The organism is Geodermatophilus sp. SYSU D00684 (assembly GCF_054050455.1).
This window is the reverse complement of record NZ_JBJGZI010000012.1, coordinates 1-21602: the sequence shown is the minus strand read 5'-3', so window position 1 is coordinate 21602 and position 21602 is coordinate 1. Positions and strand designations below refer to the sequence as shown.

Genomic DNA, 21602 nt, shown 5'->3' with positions numbered 1-21602 from the left:
GGGGTCAGGCGGTCACGGCCGGGCGGCCGTGCACCCGCTCGACCCACCGGGCGGGGTCGGTGAGCTCCTCGACCAGCGGCAGGGTCTCCGGGCCGGTCCACACCCGGTTGAAGCCCTCCATGCCGACGAGGTCCACGACGCCGCCGACGAAGGTCCGCCCGTCGGCGTACTGCTTCATCTTCTGCTCCAGGCCCAGCAGCCGGCGCAGCACGCGGTCGAGCGGGCCGCGGCCCTTGCGGCGCTGCGCGAAGCGCTTGCGCAGCGTCCGGACCGAGGGCACGACGTCGGGGCCGACGCCGTCCATGACGAACTCGGCGTGCCCCTCGACCAGGCTCATCACCGCGGTGACCCGGTCGAGGACGGCGCGCTGCTCGGGGTCGCGCACCAGCGCCATCAGCCCCTGGGAGCCCTCGTCGCCGTCCCCGCCGCGGACGGCGTCGGCGATCCCGCGGACCAGGTCGGACATCCGGTCGCGCAGCGCGTCGGGGCTGAGGTCGGTGGCCTCGACGAACTCGGCGATCTGCGCCTCGAGGTGGTCGCGCAGCCACGGGAAGGCGGTGAACTGCAGCTGGTGGGTGACCTCGTGCAGGCACACCCACATGCGGAAGTCGGTCGGGTCCACGCCCAGCTTGCGCTCGGCGTCGACGACGTTCGGCGCCACCAGGAGCAGCCGCCCGCCGGTGCCGAACACCTCGTACTGGCCGAGGACGCGGGAGGAGAGGAAGGCCAGGAGCCCGCCGGCCTGGACGCCGGTGGCGCGGGAGCCGATCGCGGTGGCCAGCGGGCCGGGCCGGCTCTCCGAGCGTTCGGTGAGCGCGGTGACCAGCGGGTCCAGCAGCGCGGCCATGCCGGTGGTGTTGGCGTCGATCCAGCCGGGCCGGTCGACGACGGCGACCTCCGGCACGGGGCCGCCCGCGACCGGGTGCAGCCCGGTCAGGCCCTCGACGTGGGCGACGGCGGCCGCGGCGGCCTCGTGCAGCTCGCGGACGACGGCGGCGGCCTCCTCCCGCGTGGTGGCGGGCCCGGGCCCGGCCAGGCGGCGGGCGGTGCGCCCGGCGAGCTCCCAGTCGACCAGTGCGCTGCTCGTCATCGCCTCACCGTACGCGCGGAGGCCGGGCGTCGGCCCCGTTCAGCGGCACCCGCAGGCGGCGAGCGCCGCGGCGACGGCGTCCAGCGCCGCCTCCTCGGGCCCGCCGCCGCCGGTGGTGCCGTTGGCCACGAGCGCGTAGGCCAGCAGCCGGCCGTCGGCGGTGACCACGGTGCCGGCGAGGGCGTGCACGCCGAGCAGCGTGCCGGTCTTGCCGCGCACCGCGCCGGGGGCGGTGGCCGGGTCGGCGTCGCCGCGGTCGGCGAGCGTGCCGTCGTAGCCGGCGACGGCCAGCCCGGAGACGACCGCCGAGGCGCCGGGCAGGGAGCCGTCGGCGGCGCCGGTGACCACGTCGGCGAGCAGGTCGGGGGTGACCAGGTCCAGCCGGGACAGCCCGCTGCCGTCGTACAGCTCGACGCCGGTGGTGTCGAGGCCGGCGTCGGCCAGCGCCCCCGTGACCGCCTCCGCCGAGCCCTCGAACGTGGGCGGCAGGCCGCGGGCCAGGGCGACGTGGCGGGCCAGCGAGTCGGCCAGCAGGTTGTCCGACTGCGACACCGCCTGCTCGACCAGCCGCGCGACCGGCGCCGAGCGGACGGTGCCCAGCGTCGTCGCGCCGTCGGGGGCCTCGCCGAGCTCGACGGCCGCGTCCGGGACGCCGAGCGCCTCGGCCAGCGCCCGCCCGGCGTCGGTGCCGGGCTGGCCGCTGCGGGCGTTCTCCCCCGGGACCACCCGCGCGCCGTCCACCGCGGCCGCGGTGACCGGGGCGGCGTAGCTCGAGGGCGCGTCCTCCGGCCCCCAGCCCTCCGCGGTCAGCGGCCCCTCGAACAGCGAGGTGTCGACGACGACCCGGCCCACCGTCGTGCCCGGCGGCAGCGCGGCCCGCACCTGGGCCGCGAGGTCGGCGACGGTGGCCGCGCCCGGGTAGGTGAGCGAGGGGCTGGTCGTGGACAGGGTCGGATCGCCGCCGCCGACGAGGACGACCTCGTCCGGGGCCGCCCCGGCGACGACCGTCGTCGCGAGCGTGTCGTCGGGGTCCAGGGCGGTCAGCGCCGCGACGGCGGTGAGCAGCTTGGCCGTCGAGGCCGGGGTCACCTGGTCACCGGCGCCCTGGTCGACCAGGGTCTCCCCCGTGGCGACGTCGACCACCTCGGCGTTCACCCCGCGGGCCAGCGCCGGGACCGCCAGCAGCGGGCCCAGCTCGGCGGCGAGGACGTCGGGGTCGGGGGTGGGCGCGTCGGAGGCGAGCGCGGCGAGCACGGGCGCGGGGTCGCCGACGTCGGGCAGCACCGCGGCGGGCCCGGCGGCGGTGCCCGTGGCGTCGTCGTCCCGGGTCAGGAACAGGACCCCGCCGACGACCAGCGCGGTCACCAGCAGCACGGCCAGGGCGCTGACCAGCAGGCGCCGGCGCAGCCGCCGGTAGCTCGGCGTGACCGTCGTCGGACCGTTCGGCGCGATGCTGCCCACCCCCCGTACGAGACCCCGGGGCGGACCTGCGCCGGTGGGCCTGATACCGGTGGGCCACACTACGTGCCGTGCAGTTCGACGTGACGATCGAGATCCCCAAGGGCCAGCGCAACAAGTACGAGCTGGACCACGCCACCGGACGCATCCGGCTCGACCGGATGCTGTTCACCTCCACGCGGTACCCGGCCGACTACGGGTACATCGAGAACACCCTGGGTCAGGACGGCGACCCGCTCGACGCCCTCGTGCTGCTCGAGGAGCCGACCTTCCCCGGGTGCCTCATCACCTGCCGGGCCATCGGCATGTTCCGGATGACCGACGAGAAGGGCGGGGACGACAAGGTCCTCACCGTCCCGGCCACGGACCCGCGCATGGCCCACCTGCAGGACATCACCGACGTCTCGGAGTTCGACCGGCTGGAGATCCAGCACTTCTTCGAGACCTACAAGGACCTCGAGCCGGGCAAGTCGGTCGAGGGCGCCGAGTGGGTCGGCCGGGCCGAGGCCCAGGCCGAGATCGACGCCTCCATCAAGCGGGCCCAGGAGGCCGGCGGCCACTGACCGCCGCCCCGGGCGATCCACCGGCCCTCCGAGCGCACGACGGACGACGCACGGCGGTGCACCCCTCCGCGGGGTGCACCGCCGTCGTCGTGTCAGCGCCGGGTGTCGTGCAGGACGAGGGTCAGGAACCCCAGCTCGCCGCGGTAGCCCTCCAGCCACTGGCGCCGGTGCGTGCGGGCGGCCTCCAGGGCGGCGGCGCGGTCCTCCCCCGTCGCCTCGGTCAGCGCCCACTCGGTGACCGCGCCGGTCCAGCACCACTCGTACTCGTCCCACTCGGCGAGCGTGGACAGGTGGCCGTAGCCGGGCTCGAAGCCGGCCCGGGTCACCTCGGCCAGCAGCCCGGGCAGGTCCGGCAGCTCCCCGGGCTCGGCGCCGAGGCCGGTCAGCGCCGCCTCGCCGGGCCCGGCCTCCCAGAAGCCGTCGCCGAACAGCACCCGGCCGCCGGGGCGCAGGTGGCCGCGCACCGCGTCGAGGGTCCCGGCCGGTCCGCCGAAGGCGTGCGTGGCGCCGATGCAGACGACGACGTCGAACCGCCCGCCGCGCCAGGCCGCCGCGTCGGCCTGCACGAACTCGACCCGGCCGACCAGGCCGCCGAGCGCGGCGCGGTCCCGGGCGGCGTCGAGGGCGGGCGCGGAGGTGTCCACGCCGACGCCGACGACGCCGGGGTGGGCGGCCACCAGCGGCAGCAGCCAGGCGCCGGAGCCGCAGCCGAGGTCGAGCACCCGGCCGTCCTCGGGCGGGGCCAGCCGCGCGATCAGCCGGGCGAGGGCGTCGTCGGAGACGGGGGCCGCGACCGGGTGCCAGCGGTGGGCGACGGCGCTGAGGAGGGCTCTGTCCACGCCGGCAGTCTGGCGCAGCCCGCCGGGTCAGATGAGGCCGCGGGAGCGCAGCTCGCGCAGTTCGGCGAACACCCGCCGGCGGATGAGGTCCTCGTCGCGCTCGGCGAGGCCGATGAACCGCAGGGACAGCTCCGGGCGCTTGTCCTCGCGGGGGTGGCGCCGGACGACCTCCGCCTTGACGGCGACGGCCCGGCCGTCGACGTCGAGGCGCACGTGCACCACACCGCCGGGCTCCAGTGCGCCGGTGCGGTCGGGCTCGCCGTCGAGCAGGCAGTGCGTGCCGCCCTCGCTCAGGTCCCGCGTGGTCCCCGGGCGCTTCTGGCCGCCGGCGGTGACCTCGACGGGCACGGACAGCGGCGCGCGCACGGCGGCCCGGCGCTGTCCGCGCGAGGCCGGCCCGGTGAGCCGGAGCCGCCACGTCGGCGCGTCGTCGCCGTGCACCTCCAGCAGCTCGGCAGGCACCGACCGCAACTCCTCGGGGCCCCGCCAGACCAGCTCCAGGGCCTCCCCCGGCTCCAGCCGGACCCGGCGCTGCGAGGCGTCCTGTGCCACGCTGACGACGAGCTCGCCGCCCGTCGCCTCCTCGACGAAGCTGGTCAGCACGTCGTCGCGGCTGACCGCCTTCACGTCGAGCACGGTCCTGTCCTCGGGGTAGTCCACTCCCGGGGTGGCCATGGCCGATCTCCCTCTCTGCGTGCCCGTCACCAGTTGCGGACGGCATCGTTCCGCGCGATGCGCCGGAGAGGCCCCATCCCGCCCGGCCGTGTCGCCCGGAGGGGTGGGTCCTGCCGGAGTCCTCGTCCCCCCATCGGCAGGGGTGGCGCGGATCTCCAGTCGGGGGGATCCACGACTCCGCCGGCGCGTCGATCGGCCTCCGCCCGGGACCGGGCGGGACGACGGCGGATCCCTCGACGGGCGCGGGATGCCGCAGGCACCCCGCGGGTGCCCCGGTCACGGGCACCGGTACCGGCGGGGGTGTCGTGGAGCGTCTGGCCGCGTCGTCCGCGTCACCTGTCGGTCGAGTTCAGCGGGACCGCGTCCGGGAGCGGGCGCAGTCGGTCGGACCGGCCGGTCGACGACGGCAGCGGCTGCCGGTACACGACCGAGGACACGAAGAGGAAGCGCGCCAGGAAGGCCAGGAGGAGGGTGACCGCCTGGCCGAGGACGGAGGGCAACCCGACGAGGTCGACCAGGAGGACGAGGACGGGGAGACGGGCGAGGGTGTCGACGTTGTTGTAGACGACCGACAGGAGAGCCCGGACCGGCCACCGGTGCCGCCCGTCACGCAGGTCGCGGAAGACGAATCGCTCCTGCAGGAGGAAGTTGTGCACGATCGCCACCTCGGTGGCGATCACAGCTGCGATGACGTAGTGCAGATCCGTCATCCGCAGCAGCCCGCCCATGAGGAGCAGGTTGAGGACGGTGCCCAGCACGCCGACCGCCGCGAACCGGGACATCCTCCCCATGCGCAACGCCACCATCTGCCGGAGGAACTGGACCCCGTTGCGCCACGAGGCCTTGCTCTCCCCCGTGGCCCGGACGCCGAAGACGAACGGGATCTCCGCCACCGTCAGGTCGTGCCGCGCCAGGAGCTCGAGGAGGATCTTGAAGCCGCGAGGCCGCAACCGGTCCAGGTCGACGGCTTCCCGCCGGACGCAGAAGAACCCCGTCATCGGGTCGGTGCAGACCCGGCCGACCCGCTTTGGGAAGCACGACCTGGCCAGGAGCGTGGAACCGCCGGACACCAGGCGGCGCCAGGAGGACGACAGCCCGGACGAGTCCCCGGCACCCCCGTACCGGCTGGCGATCGCGAGGTCCCTCCCCTCGGCCGCCTCGCGCAGGACCGGAGCCAGCTCGGGCGGGTGCTGCAGGTCCCCGTCCATCACGAGGACGTAGGCGGCCCGCGACGCGGCGATGCCCGCGGTCACCGCACCGGCCAGCCCGCCGGTGCGGTGCCCGGCCTCCCGGTGGAGCAACCGCACCGGCACGGCCACGCGGCGGGCGGCGTCACGGATGCGGTCCGGGGTGTCGTCGGTCGAGTCGTCGACGAACAGCACCTCCACGTCGCGTCGATCCCGGAACGCGCCCTCCAGTCGGCGGAGCAACTCCGCGATGTTGCCGCCCTCGTTGAAGGTGGGCACCACCACGGTGAGACCCACTGCCACTGGCTCCATCCGTGGACCTCCCCGTGGGATCCCAGACACCGGTCGGCACTGCCCTGCCCGCCACGGGCCCACGGGCCGCGAGGGACATACGTGCTGGTCGGGCGGCGGAATCCGGCCGACTGTCCCAGCCGGAGCCCGGGGGCGGAAGGCGGACTCGTCCTGGCGGTCGAAATACCGCAGAACGCGAACCCGCGGCCACCACGGGTGACGGTTCCTGGGGCACCTCACGTCCCGGGACCCCGGGCCGGCATGGCGTGCGGGTCCGCTGGAGGGATGGACGTGGCTCCTGTGCCACGCCTCGGGGTCGCCGACCGGCCGGAGGTGGGGACGACCGGCCGGGCGCCCTCGGCGTCCCGCAGGCCCCTCTCAGGCGCCGACGTAGGCCGCGAGGTGCTCGCCGGTGAGGGTGGAGCGGGCGGCGACCAGGTCGGCGGGCGTGCCCTCGAAGACGACCCGGCCGCCGTCGTGGCCGGCCCCGGGACCGAGGTCGACGATCCAGTCGGCGTGCGCCATGACCGCCTGGTGGTGCTCGATGACCACCACCGACCGGCCCGAGTCGACGAGCCGGTCGAGCAGGGCGAGCAGGTTCTCGACGTCGGCGAGGTGCAGGCCGGTGGTCGGCTCGTCGAGCACGTAGACCGCGCCCTCGTCGGCCATCTGGGCGGCCAGCTTCAGCCGCTGCCGCTCGCCGCCGGACAGCGTGGTGAGCGGCTGGCCGAGGGTGAGGTAGCCGAGCCCGACGTCGGCGAGCCGGTCGAGCACCCTCGCCGCGGCGGGCGTGCGGGCCTCGCCGGAGCCGAAGAACTCCCGGGCCCCGGCGACCGGCATCGCGAGCACCTCGCTGATGTCCCTGCCGCCGAGGCGGTACTCGAGCACCGAGGCGTCGAACCGCCGGCCCTCGCACTGCTCGCAGGGGGTGGCGACGCCGGCCATCATCCCGAGGTCGGTGTAGACGACCCCGGCGCCGTTGCAGGTGGGGCAGGCGCCCTCGGAATTGGCGCTGAACAGCGCGGGCTTGACGCCGTTGGCCTTGGCGAACGCCTTGCGGATCGGGTCCAGCAGGCCGGTGTAGGTGGCCGGGTTGCTCCGCCGCGAGCCGCGGATCGCGGTCTGGTCGACGGTCACCACGCCCTCCCGGCCCGCCACCGACCCGTGGACCAGCGAGCTCTTGCCCGACCCGGCCACCCCGGTGACGACGACGAGCACGCCGAGCGGGATGTCGACGTCGACACCCTGCAGGTTGTGCGTGCGGGCACCGCGGACCTCCAGCGCCCCGGTCGGCGTCCGCACCGAGGTCTTGAGCGCGGCCCGGTCGTCCAGGTGCCGCCCGGTCAGCGTGCCGCTGGTCCGCAGCCCCTCGACGGTGCCCTCGAACACCACCTCGCCGCCGGCGGTGCCGGCCCCGGGGCCGAGGTCGACGACGTGGTCGGCGATCGCGATCGCCTCCGGCTTGTGCTCGACGACGAGCACGGTGTTGCCCTTGTCCCGCAGCTGCAGCAGGAGGTCGTTCATCCGCTGGATGTCGTGGGGGTGCAGGCCGACGGTCGGCTCGTCGAAGACGTAGGTGACGTCGGTGAGGGCGGAGCCGAGGTGGCGGATCATCTTGGTGCGCTGGGCCTCGCCGCCGGACAGCGTGCCCGAGGGGCGGTCGAGGGACAGGTAACCCAGCCCGATCTCGACGAAGGAGTCCAGGGTCTCGCGCAGCGCCCTGAGCAGGGGGGCCACCGAGGGCTCGTCGAGGTCGCGGACCCACCCGGCGAGGTCGCTGATCTGCATCGCGCACAGGTCGGCGATGCTGGCGCCACGGATCCTCGAGGACCGGGCGGCCTCGCTGAGCCGGGAGCCGCCGCACTCGGGGCAGGTGGTGAAGGTGATCGCCCGCTCGACGAAGGCGCGGACGTGCGGCTGCATCGCGTCGACGTCCTTGGACAGCATCGACTTCTGGATCTTGGGGATGACGCCCTCGTAGGTGAGGTTGATCCCCTCGACCTTGATCTTCGTCGGCTCGCTGTAGAGGAGCGTGTCCAGCTCCCGCTTCGTGAACTGCGCGATCGGCTTGTCCATGGGCAGCCCGGCGCCGGTGAAGATGCGGCCGTACCAGCCGTCCATGCTGTAGCCGGGGACGGTCAGCGCGCCCTCGTTGAGCGACCTGCGCTCGTCGTAGAGGGCGGACAGGTCGATGTCGTTGACCCGGCCCATCCCCTCGCAGCGGGGGCACATGCCGCCGGTGATGGTGAACTCCCGGCGCTCCTTGACCTCGCGTCCGCCCCGCTCGAGCGTGACCGCGCCGGCGCCGCTGATCGAGGCGACGTTGAAGGAGAACGCCTGGGGCCCGCCGACGTGCGGCTGCCCCAGCCGGCTGAACAGGATGCGCAGCATCGCGTTGGCGTCGGTCGCGGTGCCGACCGTGGAGCGCGGGTTGGCGCCCATCCGCTCCTGGTCGACGATGATCGCCGTCGTCAGGCCGTCGAGGACGTCGACGTCGGGGCGGGCCAGCGTGGGCATGAAGCCCTGCACGAAGGCGCTGTAAGTCTCGTTGATCAGCCGCTGGGACTCCGCGGCGATCGTGCCGAACACCAGGGAGCTCTTGCCCGAGCCGGAGACGCCGGTGAAGACCGTCAGGCGGCGCTTGGGCAGCTCGACGCTGACGTCCTTGAGGTTGTTCTCGCGCGCGCCGTGCACGCGGATGAGGTCGTGGGAGTCGGCCGCGTGCGACCCGGACGCCGGCCGGTCGGTGCTGGTGGCGGGGCTCATCGTCTCTCCATCCGGTGCGCGCCGCCGTCGTCGGCGCGTTCGCTGTCTACCTGGTGGGGGTGACGGCCGGCACGGGGCGACGCCCGTCCGGCTGACACCGGGCGGGCGTCGTGCTCGCGGGACGGCGGGCGGCTCAGCCGGCCTCCTGGACGCGGACGAGGTTGCCCGCGGGGTCCCGGACGGCGAAGTCGCGGACGCCGTAGGGCTGCTCGGCCGGCTCCTGGACGACCTCGGCGTCGCCGGCCTGCAGCCGCTCGAAGGCGCCGTCGAGGTCCTCGGTGGCCAGGACGATCGAGGCGTAGGTGCCCTTGGCCATCATCTCGGTGACGGTGCGGCGCTCGTCGTCGGTGATGCCGGGGTCGACGGCCGGCGGGTGCAGGACGATCGAGGTGGGCTGGCCGGGCGGGCCCACGGTCAGCCAGCGCATCCCGCCGTACCCGACGTCGTTGCGGAGCTCGAATCCGAGGGTGTCGCGGTAGAAGGCCAGCGAGGCCTCCGGGTCGTCGTGCGGGAGGAAGGTGTAGTGGATGGTGAGGTCCATGGCGCTCACGCTAGGGACGGCGCCCTCACCGGGGCTTCTCGATTCCTGACCGGTCGGGTGACCTGCTTGGCGACGCACGCCGGGATGCCGGCGGTGGACTCGGCCGCGAGGCGCCGGTAGGTGCTCGGCGGCATGCCGACCAGCTCGGTGAAGCGGGTGCTGAACGTGCCCAGCGACGAGCAGCCGACGGCGAAGCAGGCCTCGGTGACGCTCACGTCCCCGCGGCGCAGCAGCGCCATCGCCCGCTCGATGCGCCGGGTCATCAGGTACGAGTACGGCGACTCCCCGTAGGCGCGGCGGAACTCGCGGCTGAGGTGCCCGGCCGACACGTGCACGCCCCGGGCGAGCGCCTCGACGTCGAGCGGCTGGGCGTACTCCCGGTCGATCCGGTCGCGGACGCGACGCAGCCGCGCGAGGTCGCGCAGGCGCTGCTCGTCGTCGGGTCTGCTGGTCACCTGCCGGATGGTGCCCGATGCCGGGGAGGGACGGGCGCCGGCCGCCCCGGGCCGTCGGGACCGGGGCGGCCGGCGCTCACGCCGAGTAGGCCAGGCGGGCGGCGTCGGGTCCGCACGTCGGCAGCCCGATGCCCGCGAACGAGTTGCCCGTGACCGCGGTCGAGGTCACCGCGGCGCCCTCCAGGTAGACCCCGCACGCCGAGCCGCTCGCCGTCGTCCGGGTGACCTGGTTGCGGGCGATGGTGATGCCGTCGGCGTCGTACGGCGTGAAGCTCAGCGTGATCGCGGGGACGCCGCTGCTGCCGAGCCAGGTGGCGGTGTTGTCGGCGAAGCTGACGCCGCGGGTGCCCCACGGGGAGCCGCCGAGCCGCAGGACCGCGCCGGAGAACTGGTGGAACCGGTTCTGCGCGATCGTGCCGCTGTGGATCTGCGACAGGCGGATGCCGGAGTCGGTCCGGCCGTCGTCGTCGAAGAAGTCGTTGTCCCGGACGCTCAGGCCGGTGATCAGGTGGTGGTAGGTCCAGTTGCCGTCCGGCGGGGCGTCCTGGTCCACGCCGCGGCCGGTCCCGAGGGCCGGGAACGACGTCGTGTGCACGGTGTTGCCGGAGAAGTCGACGCCGTCGATGGCCCCGGTGCCCTCGGCGTGGAAGACCAGCGCGCGGCCGACCTCGAGGAACCGGTTGCCGGTGACGACCGTGTCCTCCATGACCTCCAGCCGCGAGGCGACGTCGGGACCGACGTAGACGCCCGGCCAGCTCTTCTCGATGAGGCTGTTCGTGACCGCGTTGCGGGTGCCGTGCAGCTCGACGCCGCCGGCGTAGGACCACGGCTGCTCGTCGTGCGTGACGTGCACCTGGTCGACCGTGACGTCCGCCCCGGTGAAGTACATGGCGGAGAAGTCGACCTGGTTGCGGTTGGCCGCCAGGGAGGTGCCGCCGTTGCGGAACGTCGAGCGCAGGACCCGGAAGCCCTCGCCGCGGCCCTGCATGACGACGTAGTTCTGGCCCGGCGTGTCCTGCATGGTCACGTCCTGGACGGTGACGTTGCGGGCGCCGTAGGTGTAGACGCCGTAGCCGGTGATCGTCTGCCCGGGCCGGACCAGGTTGCGGGCGCCGTTGAAGTCCCAGGTCCCGCCGGAGATCGTCACGTCGGACTGGCCGTCGACCATGAAGAGGTTGCCGCCCCAGAGGGTCGGCGAGTCCACGATGACGCCGTCGGCGAAGCGCAGCACCGCCCCGGGGTCCGCGGTGACGGTCTGGCCGCTGCGCAGCGAGAACACGAAGTCGGCGTTGAGCCGGGTCTGCCGCGGGCTCTCGAAGCTCGCCAGCAGGTAGGTGCCGGCCGGGATGTGCACGTGCTGGTTGGCCGCCAGGGCGGCGCGGATCGCGGGCGCGTCGTCGGCCCGCCCGTCGCCCCGGGCGCCGTAGCCGGCCACGCTGACGCCGGCCGGCGTCGGCTGCCCGGCCGCGGGCGGGGCGGCGGAGGTGCTCGGCGGCACGGGGGCGGGGACGGTCGACGGCGCCGGGGCCGGGGCGCTCGACGGGGCGGACGGGGCGGCCGCCGGCGTCCGCGACCCGGCCCGCGCGCCGTGCGTGCGGACCGACGAGCGGCTGCCGTGCACGGGTCCGCGCGCGGCGGCGGTCGCCGTCTCCGTGCCGTCCCCGGCCGCGGGGACGGTGCGCACGGCCGCGGTCGTGGCCGTCACCCCCAGGGCGACGGCGACCACGAGCAGCAGGGCGGACAGCCGCGCCCGGCCGGTGCCGGGGCGGGCGGGCGCCCGGTGCGGGGAGCCGGGGGACGGGGGTTCGACGGGAGGGCGCATGTCCGTACCTGCCTGCGTGTCGGGGGGAGGGCCTTCGCCGTGCGCGCGGCCGCCTGGTGCTCCCCGGGCGGGCGGGCCGCCGCGCACCTCGTCCCGGTGCCGGGACGCGACGGACCGACGCTGGTCCGGGGGCGCGCGGACGCGACGTCCCGGTGGCCGCTCGGCCGGGACGCCCGCTGCTCGGGGCCGTCCGCCGCGGCCCGGGACGGCCGGGACGCGCGCTGACGGGACGTTCCGCCGCCCGCGTCCCCCCGCGGACCGATCGGGATCGGGGCCCGCGGGGTCGTCTCCGACCGGACGGCTCGCAGCAGAACGTAGCCGCGCGGGCGTGGTGAGTCACGAAATAGTCGTCAGACCGGCAGCCCTGCCCCTGCCGTCACAGCCGCCCCAGCAGCCCGGCCCCGGAACGCGACAGCGGCCCTCCCCGGAGAGGGGAGGGCCGCTGCAGGTGAGCCGCCTGTCGGAATCGAACCGACGACCTTCTCATTACGAGTGAGATGCTCTACCGACTGAGCTAAGGCGGCGGGCGTGCGGCGTTCAGAGTACGACACCGGTCGCCCGCGCCCGCGCAGGCCCGGCGGTCAGGTGGCGGGCAGGCGCAGCGCCACGGTGAGCGCCTCGACGGCGACCTGCGGCTTCACGTTCTGCTCCAGCGCGGTGCGGCAGGCCAGGACGGCGTCGATGCGGCGCAGCGCACCCTCGGCGCCGATCCGCCGGGCGAGCTCCTCGGCGTCGGCCCGCCGGTCGGGGTGCGACAGCACCGGCGAGTGCTCCCCCGCGGCGGCGAGCACCAGCGCGTCGCGGTAGAGCGCGGCGAGGTCGACCAGCGCGCGGTCCAGCGAGTCGCGGCCGAGCCGGGTGGCGCGGCTCTTCTGCCGCTTCTCGAGGTCCTTGAGCACCCCGGCACCGCCCCGGGCGGCGGCCACCCCCGGCCCCCGGGCGCCGACGCCGAGGCTGGCCTTGACCGCCTCGGTCTCCGCGTCGTCGAGGGCGGCGGTGGCCCGGTCGGACTCCTCCTTGGCGGCGCTGACCAGGTCGTCGGCGGCGGTGAGGCAGGCGGCCAGGGAGACCAGGGACAGCGGGATGTCGAGCACGGCCTTGCGGGCCAGCCGCGCGTCCTCGTCGCGAGCCAGGTGCCGGGCGCGCCCGACGTGCCCGCCGGCCGCGGCCGCCGCCCAGGCCGCCAGCGCCGGGTCGATCCCGTCGCGGCGCACCAGCACGTCGGCGACGGCGTCGACCGGCGGCGTCCGCAGGCTCACGACGCGGCAGCGCGAGCGGATGGTGACCGGCACGTCCTCGGGGTGCAGGCTCGGCGCGCAGAGCAGGAAGACCGTCCGCGGGGGCGGCTCCTCGATCATCTTGAGCACGGCGTTGGAGGCCTGCTCGGTCATGCGGTCGGCGTCCTCGACGACGACGACCTGCCAGCGGCCCTGCGACGGCGCCCGCCCGGCCAGCCGGACCAGCTCCCGGGCCTCGACGACACCGATCGACAGGCCCTCGGGGGCGACGGTCTGCACGTCGGCGTGGGTGCCGGCGAGCACCGTCCGGCAGGCGTGGCAGGTGCCGTCGCCGCCGTCGGGGCACTGCAGCGCCGCGGCGAAGGCGCGCGCGGCCACCGAGCGGCCCGAGCCGGGCGGCCCGGTGAACAGCCAGGCGTGGGTCATCGCCGTGGGCTGGGCGACGGCGGCCTTGAGCTCGGCGACCACCGCCGGCTGCCCGATGACCTCCGCCCAGACGCCGTCGGCCGTGCTCACGCCACCCTCCCCGGCATGAGCGCGGCGACCCGCTCGCGGACGGCCGCGGCGAGCTCGTCGGCGGGGCGCTGCGCGTCGAGCACCAGGTAGCGCCCGGGCTCGGCGGCGGCGAGGGCGCGGAAGGTGGCGCGGACCCGCTCGTGGAACTCCACCGACTCGGACTCCAGCCGGTCGGCGGCGGCGCGGCCGCGGGCGCGGGCCAGGCCCGCCTCGGGCGGCAGGTCCAGCAGCACGGTGAGGTCGGGCACCAGGCCGCCGGTGGCCCAGGCCGACAGCCGCCGGACCTCGTCGAGGGCGAGCGCCCGGCCGGCGCCCTGGTAGGCCAGCGAGCTGTCCACGTAGCGGTCGGTGACCACCACCTCGCCGGCGTCGAGCGCCGGGCGGACCACCGTGTCGACGTGGTGCGCGCGGTCGGCGGCGTAGAGCAGCGCCTCGGCCCGCGGGGACAGCCCGGCGCTGGCCGGGTCGAGCAGCAACGCGCGGATCCGGGCGCCGGGCGGCGTGCCGCCGGGCTCGTGGGTCAGCCGGGCCGGCACCTCGACCAGGCCCAGCCAGTCGAACAGCCGCCGGACCTGGGTGGACTTCCCGGCGCCCTCCCCACCCTCGAAGGCGACGAACAGACCGCGGCCGGACAGGCGACCAGAGGCGTCGATCGGGGGCTCCCGGGGAGTCGTGGCGGGTGGGCGTCGGCCGGTCCACGGTACCGGCCGGGGACGACGCTCCCGGGGTCCTACGGTCGGGCGGGTGACCGCCGCCTGGGACCCCGCCGTCTACCTCCGCCACGCCGGGGAGCGGGCGCGGCCGTTCGCCGACCTCGTGGCCCGGGTGGACGCGCACGGGCCGCGCGAGGTCGTCGACCTCGGCTGCGGCACCGGGGAGCTGACCGCCTCGCTCGCGCGGCGCTGGCCCGGAGCGCGGGTGACCGGCGTCGACTCCTCGCCGGAGATGCTCGCCGCCGCGGCCGCGCACGCCGTCCCCGGGCGGGTGCGGTTCGTGCCGGGCGACGTCCGCGACTGGCGGCCGGACGGCCCGGTCGACGTCGTGGTCACCAACGCCGTCCTGCACTGGGTGCCCGGGCACGCGGACCTGCTCGCGCGGTGGGCCGGCGACCTGGCGCCGGGCGGGTGGCTGGCGCTGCAGGTGCCCGGCAACCACCGCGCCCCCACCCACCGGCTGCTCGCCGACCTGTGCACCACTCCGCGGTGGGCGCCCCGCCTGGCCGCGGCCGCTCCCCCGCCCGACCCGGTGCCGGACCCGGCGGGCTACGTCGACGTCCTCACGGCGGCGGGCCTGTCCGCCGACGTCTGGGAGACCACCTACCTGCACGTGCTGCGCGGCGCCGACCCGGTGCTCAGCTGGGTGCGCGGCACGGTGCTGCGGCCGGTGCTGGACCTGCTCGACGACGCCGGCGCCGCCGCGTTCACCGCCGAGTACGCCGCGGCGTTGCGGGCGGCCTACCCGGCGCGGCCGGACGGGACGACGGTGCTGCCCTTCCGCCGGGTGTTCGCGGTCGGGTCCCGGCCGGCAACTAGTTGACCGGGTGGAAAGTAGTTGCCACTCTGTCGCGCACCCCGACCGAGGAGGCCGCCGTGCCCGCTCCCACGCCCGAGTCCGCCACCGCCCTGCTGGCCGAGGCCGACGCGGCCGCCGCCCGGGTGCGGCGGGAGGCCAGCCCCGCGGCGTCGGCGTTCCTGCTCACCCTCGGCTGCGCCAGCGCCGGGTTCTTCCTCGCCCCGCCGGTGTCCGGCTCCGAGCGCGGGATCGGCGCGGCGGCGGTGGTCTACGCGCTGGCCGTGCTGGGCGCGGCAGCGGCGCTGCTGGCCGGCCGGGGCTCGGTGCGCGCCGGCTTCTCCACCCGGTTCGGCCTGGCGATGGGCGTCTGGGGCGCGGTGCTCGGCCTCGGGCTCGCGGTGGGCCTCACCGTGCCGGGGCTCGCCGCCGACTGGGCGTGGTGGGCGCCGCTGGCGGTCGCCGTCGCGGCGCCGTGCCTGGTCGGCGCCTGGCGGGAGCGGCCGCGGTGACCGGGCACCCGCGGCACGCCCTCGACGAGGTGATCCACGCGCCGGTGCGGTTCTCGGTGGTGGCCACGCTGGCCGCCGCGGAGGAGGCGGAGTTCGGCTTCGTCCGCGACGGCGTCCAGGTCAGCGACTCGGTGCTGTCGAAGACGGTGGCCGTGCTGGAGCGGGCGGGCTACGTCGAGGTGCGCAAGGGCTACGTCGGCAAGCGACCGCGGACCTGGCTGCGGCTGTCCGCACGCGGCCGCGCGGCCTTCGACGCGCACGTGGCGGCGCTGCGGGCGATCGCGGAGGGCCGGGCGCTCAGCGCGGGGTGAGCCGGTGGGCGTCGGTGCGGTAGGGCAGCTCGAGGACGTCGCGCCCGGCCGTGTCCGGGTGGGTGGCCAGCAGGTGGCGGAGGCCGCCGAGGAAGGCGGCGCGGGCGCCCGAGGCCATCGTGGCCACGTAGCTGCGGGTGCCGATGCCGCCGACGACCTGCTCGGGCGTCACCCGCTGGACGACCCGCGACCGCGCGGTGGCGACGTCGGCGGGCAGCGCCGCGGCGAAGGCGGCCACGACGCCCTGGTCGGCCTCGTGGCCGCGGGCCTCGCCGGCCAGCGCGGCGCCGAGCGCGGCGACCCAGGGGACGGTCTCGTCGCGGGTGTTCCACACGAACCCGACGACGCCGCCGGGCCGCAGGACCCGGCGCAGCTCACCCGCGGCCGGCGCCGGGTCGAACCAGTGCGCGGCCTGACCCGCGACGACGGCGTCGACGGAGGCGGCGGGCAGCGGGATCGCCTCCGCGCCGCCGACCTCCGCCGGGACGCCGGGGTGCCGGACGCGCAGCTGGGCCAGCATCTCCGCCGACGGGTCCACGGCGAGCACCTCGTGCCCGGCGGCGACCAGGACGTCGGTGAGCAGGCCGGTGCCCGCGCCCAGGTCGAGCACCCGCCGCGGCCGGTCACCGAGCAGGAACGCCACCGCGTCGGCCGGGTAGCCCGGGCGCAGCGCGGCGTAGTCGGCGGCGACCGACCCGAACGACGTCCGCCGCTGCTGCCAGTCGGCGGGGTCGAGCGAGCCGGTCGCCGTCACGCTCAGCTCGCGGGGACGGCGTCGGACCCGGCCGCCTTCTTCGCCGTCGTCTTCTTGGCCGCTGTCGTCTTGGCCGCTGTGGTCTTGGCCGCTGTCGTCTTGGCCGCTGTCGTCTTGGCGGTGGCCTTGGTGGCCGCCGTCTTCTTGGCCGCCGTCGTCTTGGTCGCCTTCTTGGCGGCCTTCTTCTTGGTGGCGGCGGGCCGGCTGCGGCGGTCGGCGAGCAGCTCGGCGGCGCGGTCGAGGGAGATGGTCTCGACGTCGTCGCCCTTGCGCAGGCTGGCGTTGGTCTCGCCGTCGGTGACGTAGGGACCGAACCGGCCCTCGCGGACGGTGATCTGGCCCTGGGTGACCGGGTCGGCACCGAGCTCCTTGAGCGGCGCGGCCGCGGCCCGCCGGCCCCGCTGCTTGGGCTGGGCGAACACGGCCAGCGCCTCGTCGAGGGTGACGGTGAACAGCCGCTGCTCGTTCTCCAGCGACCGCGAGTCGCTGCCCTTCTTGAGGTAGGGCCCGTACCGGCCGTTGAGCGCCTGGATCTCCTCGCCGTCGGGGGCGGTGCCCACGGTGCGCGGCAGGGTGAGCAGCTGCAGCGCCTGCTCGAGGGTCACCGTCTCCGGGGACATGGACGCGAACAGGCTCGCCGTCCGCGGGCTGTCCTTGCTGCCGTCGGGGACCACGGTGGTGACGTAGGGGCCGTAGCGACCGGCCTTGACGACCACCGGGTGGCCGGACTCGGGGTCGGTGCCCAGCTGCCGGTCACTGGAGGGCGCGGCGAGCAGCTCGGCGACCTTCTCGCTGGTCAGCTCGTCGGGCGGCAGGTCCTCGGGGAGGCTGACCCGCGGGCCCTCCTCGCCGCCGGCCTGCAGGTAGGGGCCGTAGCGGCCGACGCGGACCACGACCGGCTCGCCGGCCGGCCCGGTCGCCCGCAGCGGGATGGAGTTGACGCCGCGGGCGTCGATCTCCTCCAGCTGCTGGCCGATGACCTGCTTGAGCCCGCCGGAGGCCGCGATTCCGCCGGCGTGCCGGCCCTCGCCGCCGAAGTAGAACTCGGTCAGCCAGTCGACCCGGCCGAGCTCGCCGGCGGCGATCTCGTCGAGCTCGTTCTCCAGCGACGCGGTGAAGTCGTAGTCGACCAGCGCGGCGAAGTGCTGCTCGAGCAGGTTCACCACCGCGAAGGCGGTGAAGGAGGGCACCAGCGCGGCACCCTTCTTCCACACGTACCCGCGGTCCTGGATGGTCTGCATGATCGACGCGTAGGTCGAGGGGCGGCCGATGCCCAACTCCTCGAGCCGGGCGACCAGGCTGGGCTCGGTGTAGCGCGACGGCGGCGTCGTCGTGTGGCCCTTGGGCTCCAGCGACCGCGTGTCGAGCTGCTGGCCGCGCTCGACCCGGGGCAGCCGCCGCTCGGCGTCGTCGCTGCCGTGCTCGTCGTCGCCGTTGCCGGCGCCCTCGTCGCGGGACTCGACGTAGGCGCGCAGGAAGCCGGGGAAGGTGATGGTGCGGCCGCTGGCGGTGAACTCGACCCGCTCGTCGGTGGTGCTGCGGCCGGCCAGCCGGATGCTCACCGTCTGCCCGACGGCGTCGGCCATCTGCGAGGCGACGGTGCGCTGCCAGATCAGCTCGTAGAGGCGGAACTCGTCGCGGGCGAGCTGCCCGGCGAGCTGGCCGGGAGTGCGGAAGGAGTCGCCGGCGGGGCGGATCGCCTCGTGCGCCTCCTGCGCGCCCTTGGCCTTCTTGCTGTAGCGGCGGGCCTCGGCGGGGACGTAGGCGTCGCCGTAGAGCTCGCGGGCCTGGGTGCGGGCGGCGTTGATCGCCTCGTTGGAGAGGTTGGTCGAGTCGGTCCGCATGTAGGTGATGTGGCCGTTCTCGTACAGCCGCTGGGCCACCCGCATGACCTGCGCCGAGGACCAGCCGAGCTTGCGGCCGGCCTCCATCTGCAGCGTGGAGGTGGTGAACGGCGCGTAGGGGCGGCGCCGGTAGGGCTTCTCGTCGACCCGGCTGACCGTGACCTGCCGGCCCTCGAGCCGGGCGGCCAGGCCCCGGGCGCCGGCCTCGTCGAGGTGCACGACGTCGCCGGTCACCTGCCCGGTGGCGGGGTCGAAGTCGCGGCCGGTGGCCACGCGGCTGTCGTCGACGCTGACCAGGCGGGCGCGCAGCGTCGTCGGCTCGCCCGCGTCGGCACCGGCCCGGCCGGGGACGGCGAAGACGCCGTCGAGGGACCAGTAGTCGGCGGCGGTGAACGCCATCCGCTCGCGCTCCCGCTCGACGACGATGCGGGTGGCCACCGACTGCACGCGGCCGGCCGACAGCCGGGGCAGGACCTTCTTCCACAGGACCGGGCTGACCTCGTAGCCGTAGAGCCGGTCGAGGATGCGGCGGGTCTCCTGCGCGTCGACCAGCGCGGTGTCCAGCTCGCGGGGGTTGGCCACGGCGCGGGCGATCGCCTCGGGGGTGATCTCGTGGAAGACCATCCGGCGGACCGGGACCCGCGGCTTGAGGGTGTCGACCAGGTGCCAGGCGATGGCCTCGCCCTCGCGGTCCTCGTCTGTCGCGAGGTAGACCTCGCTGGCGTCCTTGACCAGCTGCTTGAGCCTGCTGACCTGCTGCTTGCGGTCGGGGCTGATGACGTAGAGCGGCTCGAAGGCGTTGTCGACGTCGACGCCGAGGCGGGCCCACGGGGCGCCCTTGTGCTCGGCCGGGACGTCGGCGGCGTTGCGCGGCAGGTCGCGGATGTGCCCGACGCTGGCCTCGACGACGTAGCCGTTGCCGAGGTAGCCGGCGATCTTCCCGGCCTTGGTCGGCGACTCCACGATGACCAGCGGGCGGCCACCCCCCGCAGCAGCGGCCCGGCGGCGGGCGGGCGTGCTCGTGCCGCCGGCGGTCGTGGCGGCGGTCTGGCCGTTCTTCGCGGTCTTCGTGGGCACGGTGCTCCTGTCGGGTGGTGCTGGTCGCGGCAGCGCGGTGTGCGGTCTCGTCGTCACGCGGTGCGCCCCCTCGGCGGGCCACGGTAGGCCACGACGCCGGGACGTGACCGGTCGGCGACTGCGCGCGGGCGCGCCGTCACCGCCTCCAACGGTGCAGCGACGCCGCTGTTCCCGGCCTCCCCGGGCGGGTCCCGGCTGCTCAGTCGCCCTCCTGGGACCCGGCGACCACCTGCCCGATCCCCGCGAGGGTCGGCCGGCCGGGGTCGAGGTACCAGGTGTGCCAGGTGTCCCAGTCGGCCGGCAGCGGCGTCGCCCCGAAGTCGTCGTCGCCGGTGTTCGTGCCGTGGACGTCCAGCGGCCAGGTGACGAGGTCCATCGACGGCGAGGCCTCGTGGACCTCCGCCACCTCCAGGTCCGACGCCGGGCCGTCCATCCCGGGACTGCCGAGGAGGACCAGCGCGTCGGCCGCGAGCCGCCCGGGCTCCTCCGCGGCGCGGTCGACCACGACGGTCCCGTAGCTGTGCGCGACGACGGTGACCCGGGGTGACTCGCCGCCCCGGACGGGGTCGGCCGCCCGCGCCGCCACCAGCCCGGCCAGGTCGCCGGCCAGTGCGGCCCCGCCGGTCGCCGCCCGCCCCTCGCCCCACGCCGTCGGGAACACGACGCTGCGCGGCGGGCGGTAGCCCAGCCAGGCGACCGTGGCCACCGCGGCGGTGGGGGCGGCGGCGCGGGTCGCGTCGGCGACCGCTCGCGCGTCGGCCCCCAGGCCGCCGAGGTCGTCGACGTCGTTGCCGACGCCGGGCACGTACACGCCGACGGCGTCGGCGGTGTCGAGGTCGCCGTGGACCACGGCCACCAGGTGGTCGTCGAGGTCGAGGCTCCACAGCTGCACGGGGCGGCCGGCCGCCTCCGCGCGCGCCAGTTCGGCGGCCACCGCCCGCGCGGTCCCCCCGGTGTCCTCGGACGGGTCGGCCAGCGCCCGCTCGAGCACCAGCCGGTTGGCCCGGTCCCGCGCCCACGCCGGCAGGCCGTCCAGGTTCCCGACGAGCCGGGGGTCGACCGAGGTCACCAGCTGGCGCGCCGGCGTGGACAGTCCCGCCCACCAGGCCGCCACCGACTCCGGCGACGTCCCCCATACCGGCAGGCAGGAGGGCACCCAGACGCCGTCCGCGGCCACGGCCGCCGCGAGTCCGGCGTAGCCCGGGGGCACGGCTCCCCCGGCCGCCCCGATCCCGCCCAGCGGTGAGGCCGAGTCGGCCGCGCAGGCGGCGGCGCGGGCGGCCGCGCGGAGGGCGTCGGCCGCCAGCCCGGCGACCCGCTCGGCCGCGGCGGCCTGCTCGGCGATCGCGTCGTAGTGGCCGGCCAGCGCCCCCGGCGTCGCGCCGGCCGGCGGTGCGGCCGGGGCCGGGAGGACGACCCCGCCGGCCTCGTCGAGGGTCAGGCCGCGGGCGGCGGCCTCGGCCAGCGCCTGCCCGGCCAGGTCCTGGGCGGTGCGCGCCTCCCGGGCGGTGTCCTGCAGCCGGTCCAGCGACGCGCCCAGGGCGGTGGTCACCGCCGTGACCACCGCGGACACCTCGCCCAGCGCTCCCGCCGCGGCCCGTCCCGCGTCACCGGACCAGCACGCGGCGGCCTCCAGGGCGCGGGCGACGGCCTCCGTCCGGGCGCGCCACCCCGGCAGCCGCTCGGTCACCGCCTCGAGCGTCCAGACGGCGCCGTGGAGGAGGGCGACGTCCCACGCGGCGACGGCCGTGAGACCCGGGGCGCTCACCGGGCGCCCACGGGCAGCGCCGCCCGCGCCGCCAGCAGCCGGTCGGAGACCGCGGCGTCGGCCAGCCGGTAGGACCGCACCGCGTCGAGCAGGGCGGTGGCCGCGGCGTCGGCCCCGGCGACGAGGTCGGCGACGAGCACCGCCCACAGCCGCCCGGTCGTCCCGGCCCGGTCGGACACCTCACCGGGCGCCGCCGTGGCCAGCGAGACCGCGGTCGATGCGCACAGGTCGGCGTCGGAGGACAGCTCGGCGGCCAGGGCGGCGAGCTCCTCGCCGAGCGCCTGGACGGCGTCGAGCTGGATGGCGATGGGTGCGGACAACGGCCCTCCCGGCGTGGGGGGGGGGGGGGGGGGGGGGGGGGGGGGGGGGGGGGGGGGGGGGGGGGG

The 21602-nt window shown here is 76.2% G+C and carries 19 protein-coding genes and 1 tRNA gene; 4 read left to right on the top strand and 16 right to left on the bottom strand.

Annotated features, from left to right (window positions below; all coding sequences use genetic code 11):
• Positions 1-4 precede the first annotated feature (4 nt).
• Positions 5-1090, bottom strand: a complete 1086-nt coding sequence (locus ACI79L_RS10465; protein WP_456936725.1) for a zinc-dependent metalloprotease — start codon at positions 1088-1090, stop codon at positions 5-7.
• A 39-nt stretch (positions 1091-1129) separates the two neighbouring features.
• On the bottom strand, positions 1130-2551 hold the full coding sequence (dacB, locus tag ACI79L_RS10460) for a D-alanyl-D-alanine carboxypeptidase/D-alanyl-D-alanine endopeptidase (RefSeq protein WP_456936724.1): 1422 nt from the start codon (positions 2549-2551) through the stop codon (positions 1130-1132).
• 68 nt (positions 2552-2619) lie between these two features.
• Between dacB and ACI79L_RS10455 the strand changes: the two genes are divergently transcribed.
• The gene (locus tag ACI79L_RS10455) at positions 2620-3111 is read left to right on the top strand and encodes an inorganic diphosphatase (protein ID WP_387987239.1); all 492 of its coding nucleotides are present in this window, start codon (positions 2620-2622) and stop codon (positions 3109-3111) included.
• Positions 3112-3203: 92 nt separating this feature from the next.
• On the opposite strand, the gene ACI79L_RS10450 is transcribed toward ACI79L_RS10455, so the two are convergent.
• The 10 genes from ACI79L_RS10450 to tmk all read right to left on the bottom strand — a co-directional run bounded on the left by ACI79L_RS10450 (position 3204) and on the right by tmk (position 14061).
• Positions 3204-3950, bottom strand: a complete 747-nt coding sequence (locus ACI79L_RS10450; RefSeq protein ID WP_456936723.1) for an SAM-dependent methyltransferase — start codon at positions 3948-3950, stop codon at positions 3204-3206.
• 27 nt (positions 3951-3977) lie between these two features.
• Positions 3978-4625 (bottom strand): flagellar brake protein, encoded by a 648-nt coding sequence (locus ACI79L_RS10445; protein WP_456936722.1) that lies wholly within the window; start codon positions 4623-4625, stop codon positions 3978-3980.
• Positions 4626-4957: 332 nt separating this feature from the next.
• Entirely contained in the window at positions 4958-6124 is a 1167-nt protein-coding gene (locus ACI79L_RS10440; protein WP_456936721.1) for a glycosyltransferase, read from the bottom strand.
• 357 nt (positions 6125-6481) lie between these two features.
• Complete coding sequence (locus tag ACI79L_RS10435; protein ID WP_456936720.1) at positions 6482-8869, bottom strand: ATP-binding cassette domain-containing protein; 2388 nt, start codon at positions 8867-8869, stop codon at positions 6482-6484.
• A 133-nt stretch (positions 8870-9002) separates the two neighbouring features.
• Entirely contained in the window at positions 9003-9410 is a 408-nt protein-coding gene (locus ACI79L_RS10430; protein WP_456936719.1) for a VOC family protein, read from the bottom strand.
• Between the two features lie 5 nt (positions 9411-9415).
• Positions 9416-9865: a helix-turn-helix transcriptional regulator gene (locus ACI79L_RS10425; RefSeq protein WP_456936718.1), complete on the bottom strand. Its 450-nt coding sequence runs from the start codon at positions 9863-9865 to the stop codon at positions 9416-9418.
• A gap of 76 nt (positions 9866-9941) precedes the next feature.
• Positions 9942-11687: a glycosyl hydrolase family 28-related protein gene (locus ACI79L_RS10420; RefSeq protein ID WP_456936717.1), complete on the bottom strand. Its 1746-nt coding sequence runs from the start codon at positions 11685-11687 to the stop codon at positions 9942-9944.
• A gap of 451 nt (positions 11688-12138) precedes the next feature.
• Positions 12139-12211: transfer RNA gene (locus tag ACI79L_RS10415), tRNA-Thr, on the bottom strand.
• Positions 12212-12268: 57 nt separating this feature from the next.
• Complete coding sequence (locus ACI79L_RS10410; protein ID WP_456936716.1) at positions 12269-13441, bottom strand: DNA polymerase III subunit delta'; 1173 nt, start codon at positions 13439-13441, stop codon at positions 12269-12271.
• Positions 13438-14061, bottom strand: coding sequence for a dTMP kinase (gene tmk / locus ACI79L_RS10405; RefSeq protein WP_456936845.1), 624 nt, complete (start codon positions 14059-14061; stop codon positions 13438-13440). Before tmk ends, ACI79L_RS10410 begins: the two co-directional genes overlap by 4 nt.
• A gap of 124 nt (positions 14062-14185) precedes the next feature.
• On the opposite strand from tmk, the gene ACI79L_RS10400 reads away from it, so the two are divergent.
• From ACI79L_RS10400 to ACI79L_RS10390, 3 genes are read left to right on the top strand one after another with little or no spacing between them, the layout of a single operon-like run.
• A complete protein-coding gene (locus ACI79L_RS10400; protein ID WP_456936715.1) occupies positions 14186-14977 on the top strand; it encodes a trans-aconitate 2-methyltransferase in 792 nt (263 codons plus the stop codon).
• 53 nt (positions 14978-15030) lie between these two features.
• Positions 15031-15462, top strand: a complete 432-nt coding sequence (locus tag ACI79L_RS10395) for a hypothetical protein (protein WP_456936714.1) — start codon at positions 15031-15033, stop codon at positions 15460-15462.
• Positions 15459-15773, top strand: a complete 315-nt coding sequence (locus ACI79L_RS10390; RefSeq protein ID WP_456930029.1) for a winged helix-turn-helix domain-containing protein — start codon at positions 15459-15461, stop codon at positions 15771-15773. The genes ACI79L_RS10395 and ACI79L_RS10390 overlap by 4 nt, the downstream gene beginning before the upstream one ends.
• On the opposite strand, the gene ACI79L_RS10385 is transcribed toward ACI79L_RS10390, so the two are convergent.
• From ACI79L_RS10385 to ACI79L_RS10370, 4 genes are all read right to left on the bottom strand, one after another.
• Entirely contained in the window at positions 15760-16527 is a 768-nt protein-coding gene (locus ACI79L_RS10385) for a class I SAM-dependent methyltransferase (protein ID WP_456936713.1), read from the bottom strand. The genes ACI79L_RS10390 and ACI79L_RS10385 overlap by 14 nt on opposite strands.
• A gap of 2 nt (positions 16528-16529) precedes the next feature.
• A complete protein-coding gene (gene topA / locus ACI79L_RS10380; RefSeq protein ID WP_456936712.1) occupies positions 16530-19448 on the bottom strand; it encodes a type I DNA topoisomerase in 2919 nt (972 codons plus the stop codon).
• A 199-nt stretch (positions 19449-19647) separates the two neighbouring features.
• On the bottom strand, positions 19648-21216 hold the full coding sequence (locus tag ACI79L_RS10375) for an alpha/beta hydrolase (RefSeq protein ID WP_456936711.1): 1569 nt from the start codon (positions 21214-21216) through the stop codon (positions 19648-19650).
• Entirely contained in the window at positions 21213-21536 is a 324-nt protein-coding gene (locus ACI79L_RS10370; RefSeq protein ID WP_456936710.1) for a hypothetical protein, read from the bottom strand. The genes ACI79L_RS10375 and ACI79L_RS10370 overlap by 4 nt, the downstream gene beginning before the upstream one ends.
• Positions 21537-21602 lie beyond the last annotated feature (66 nt).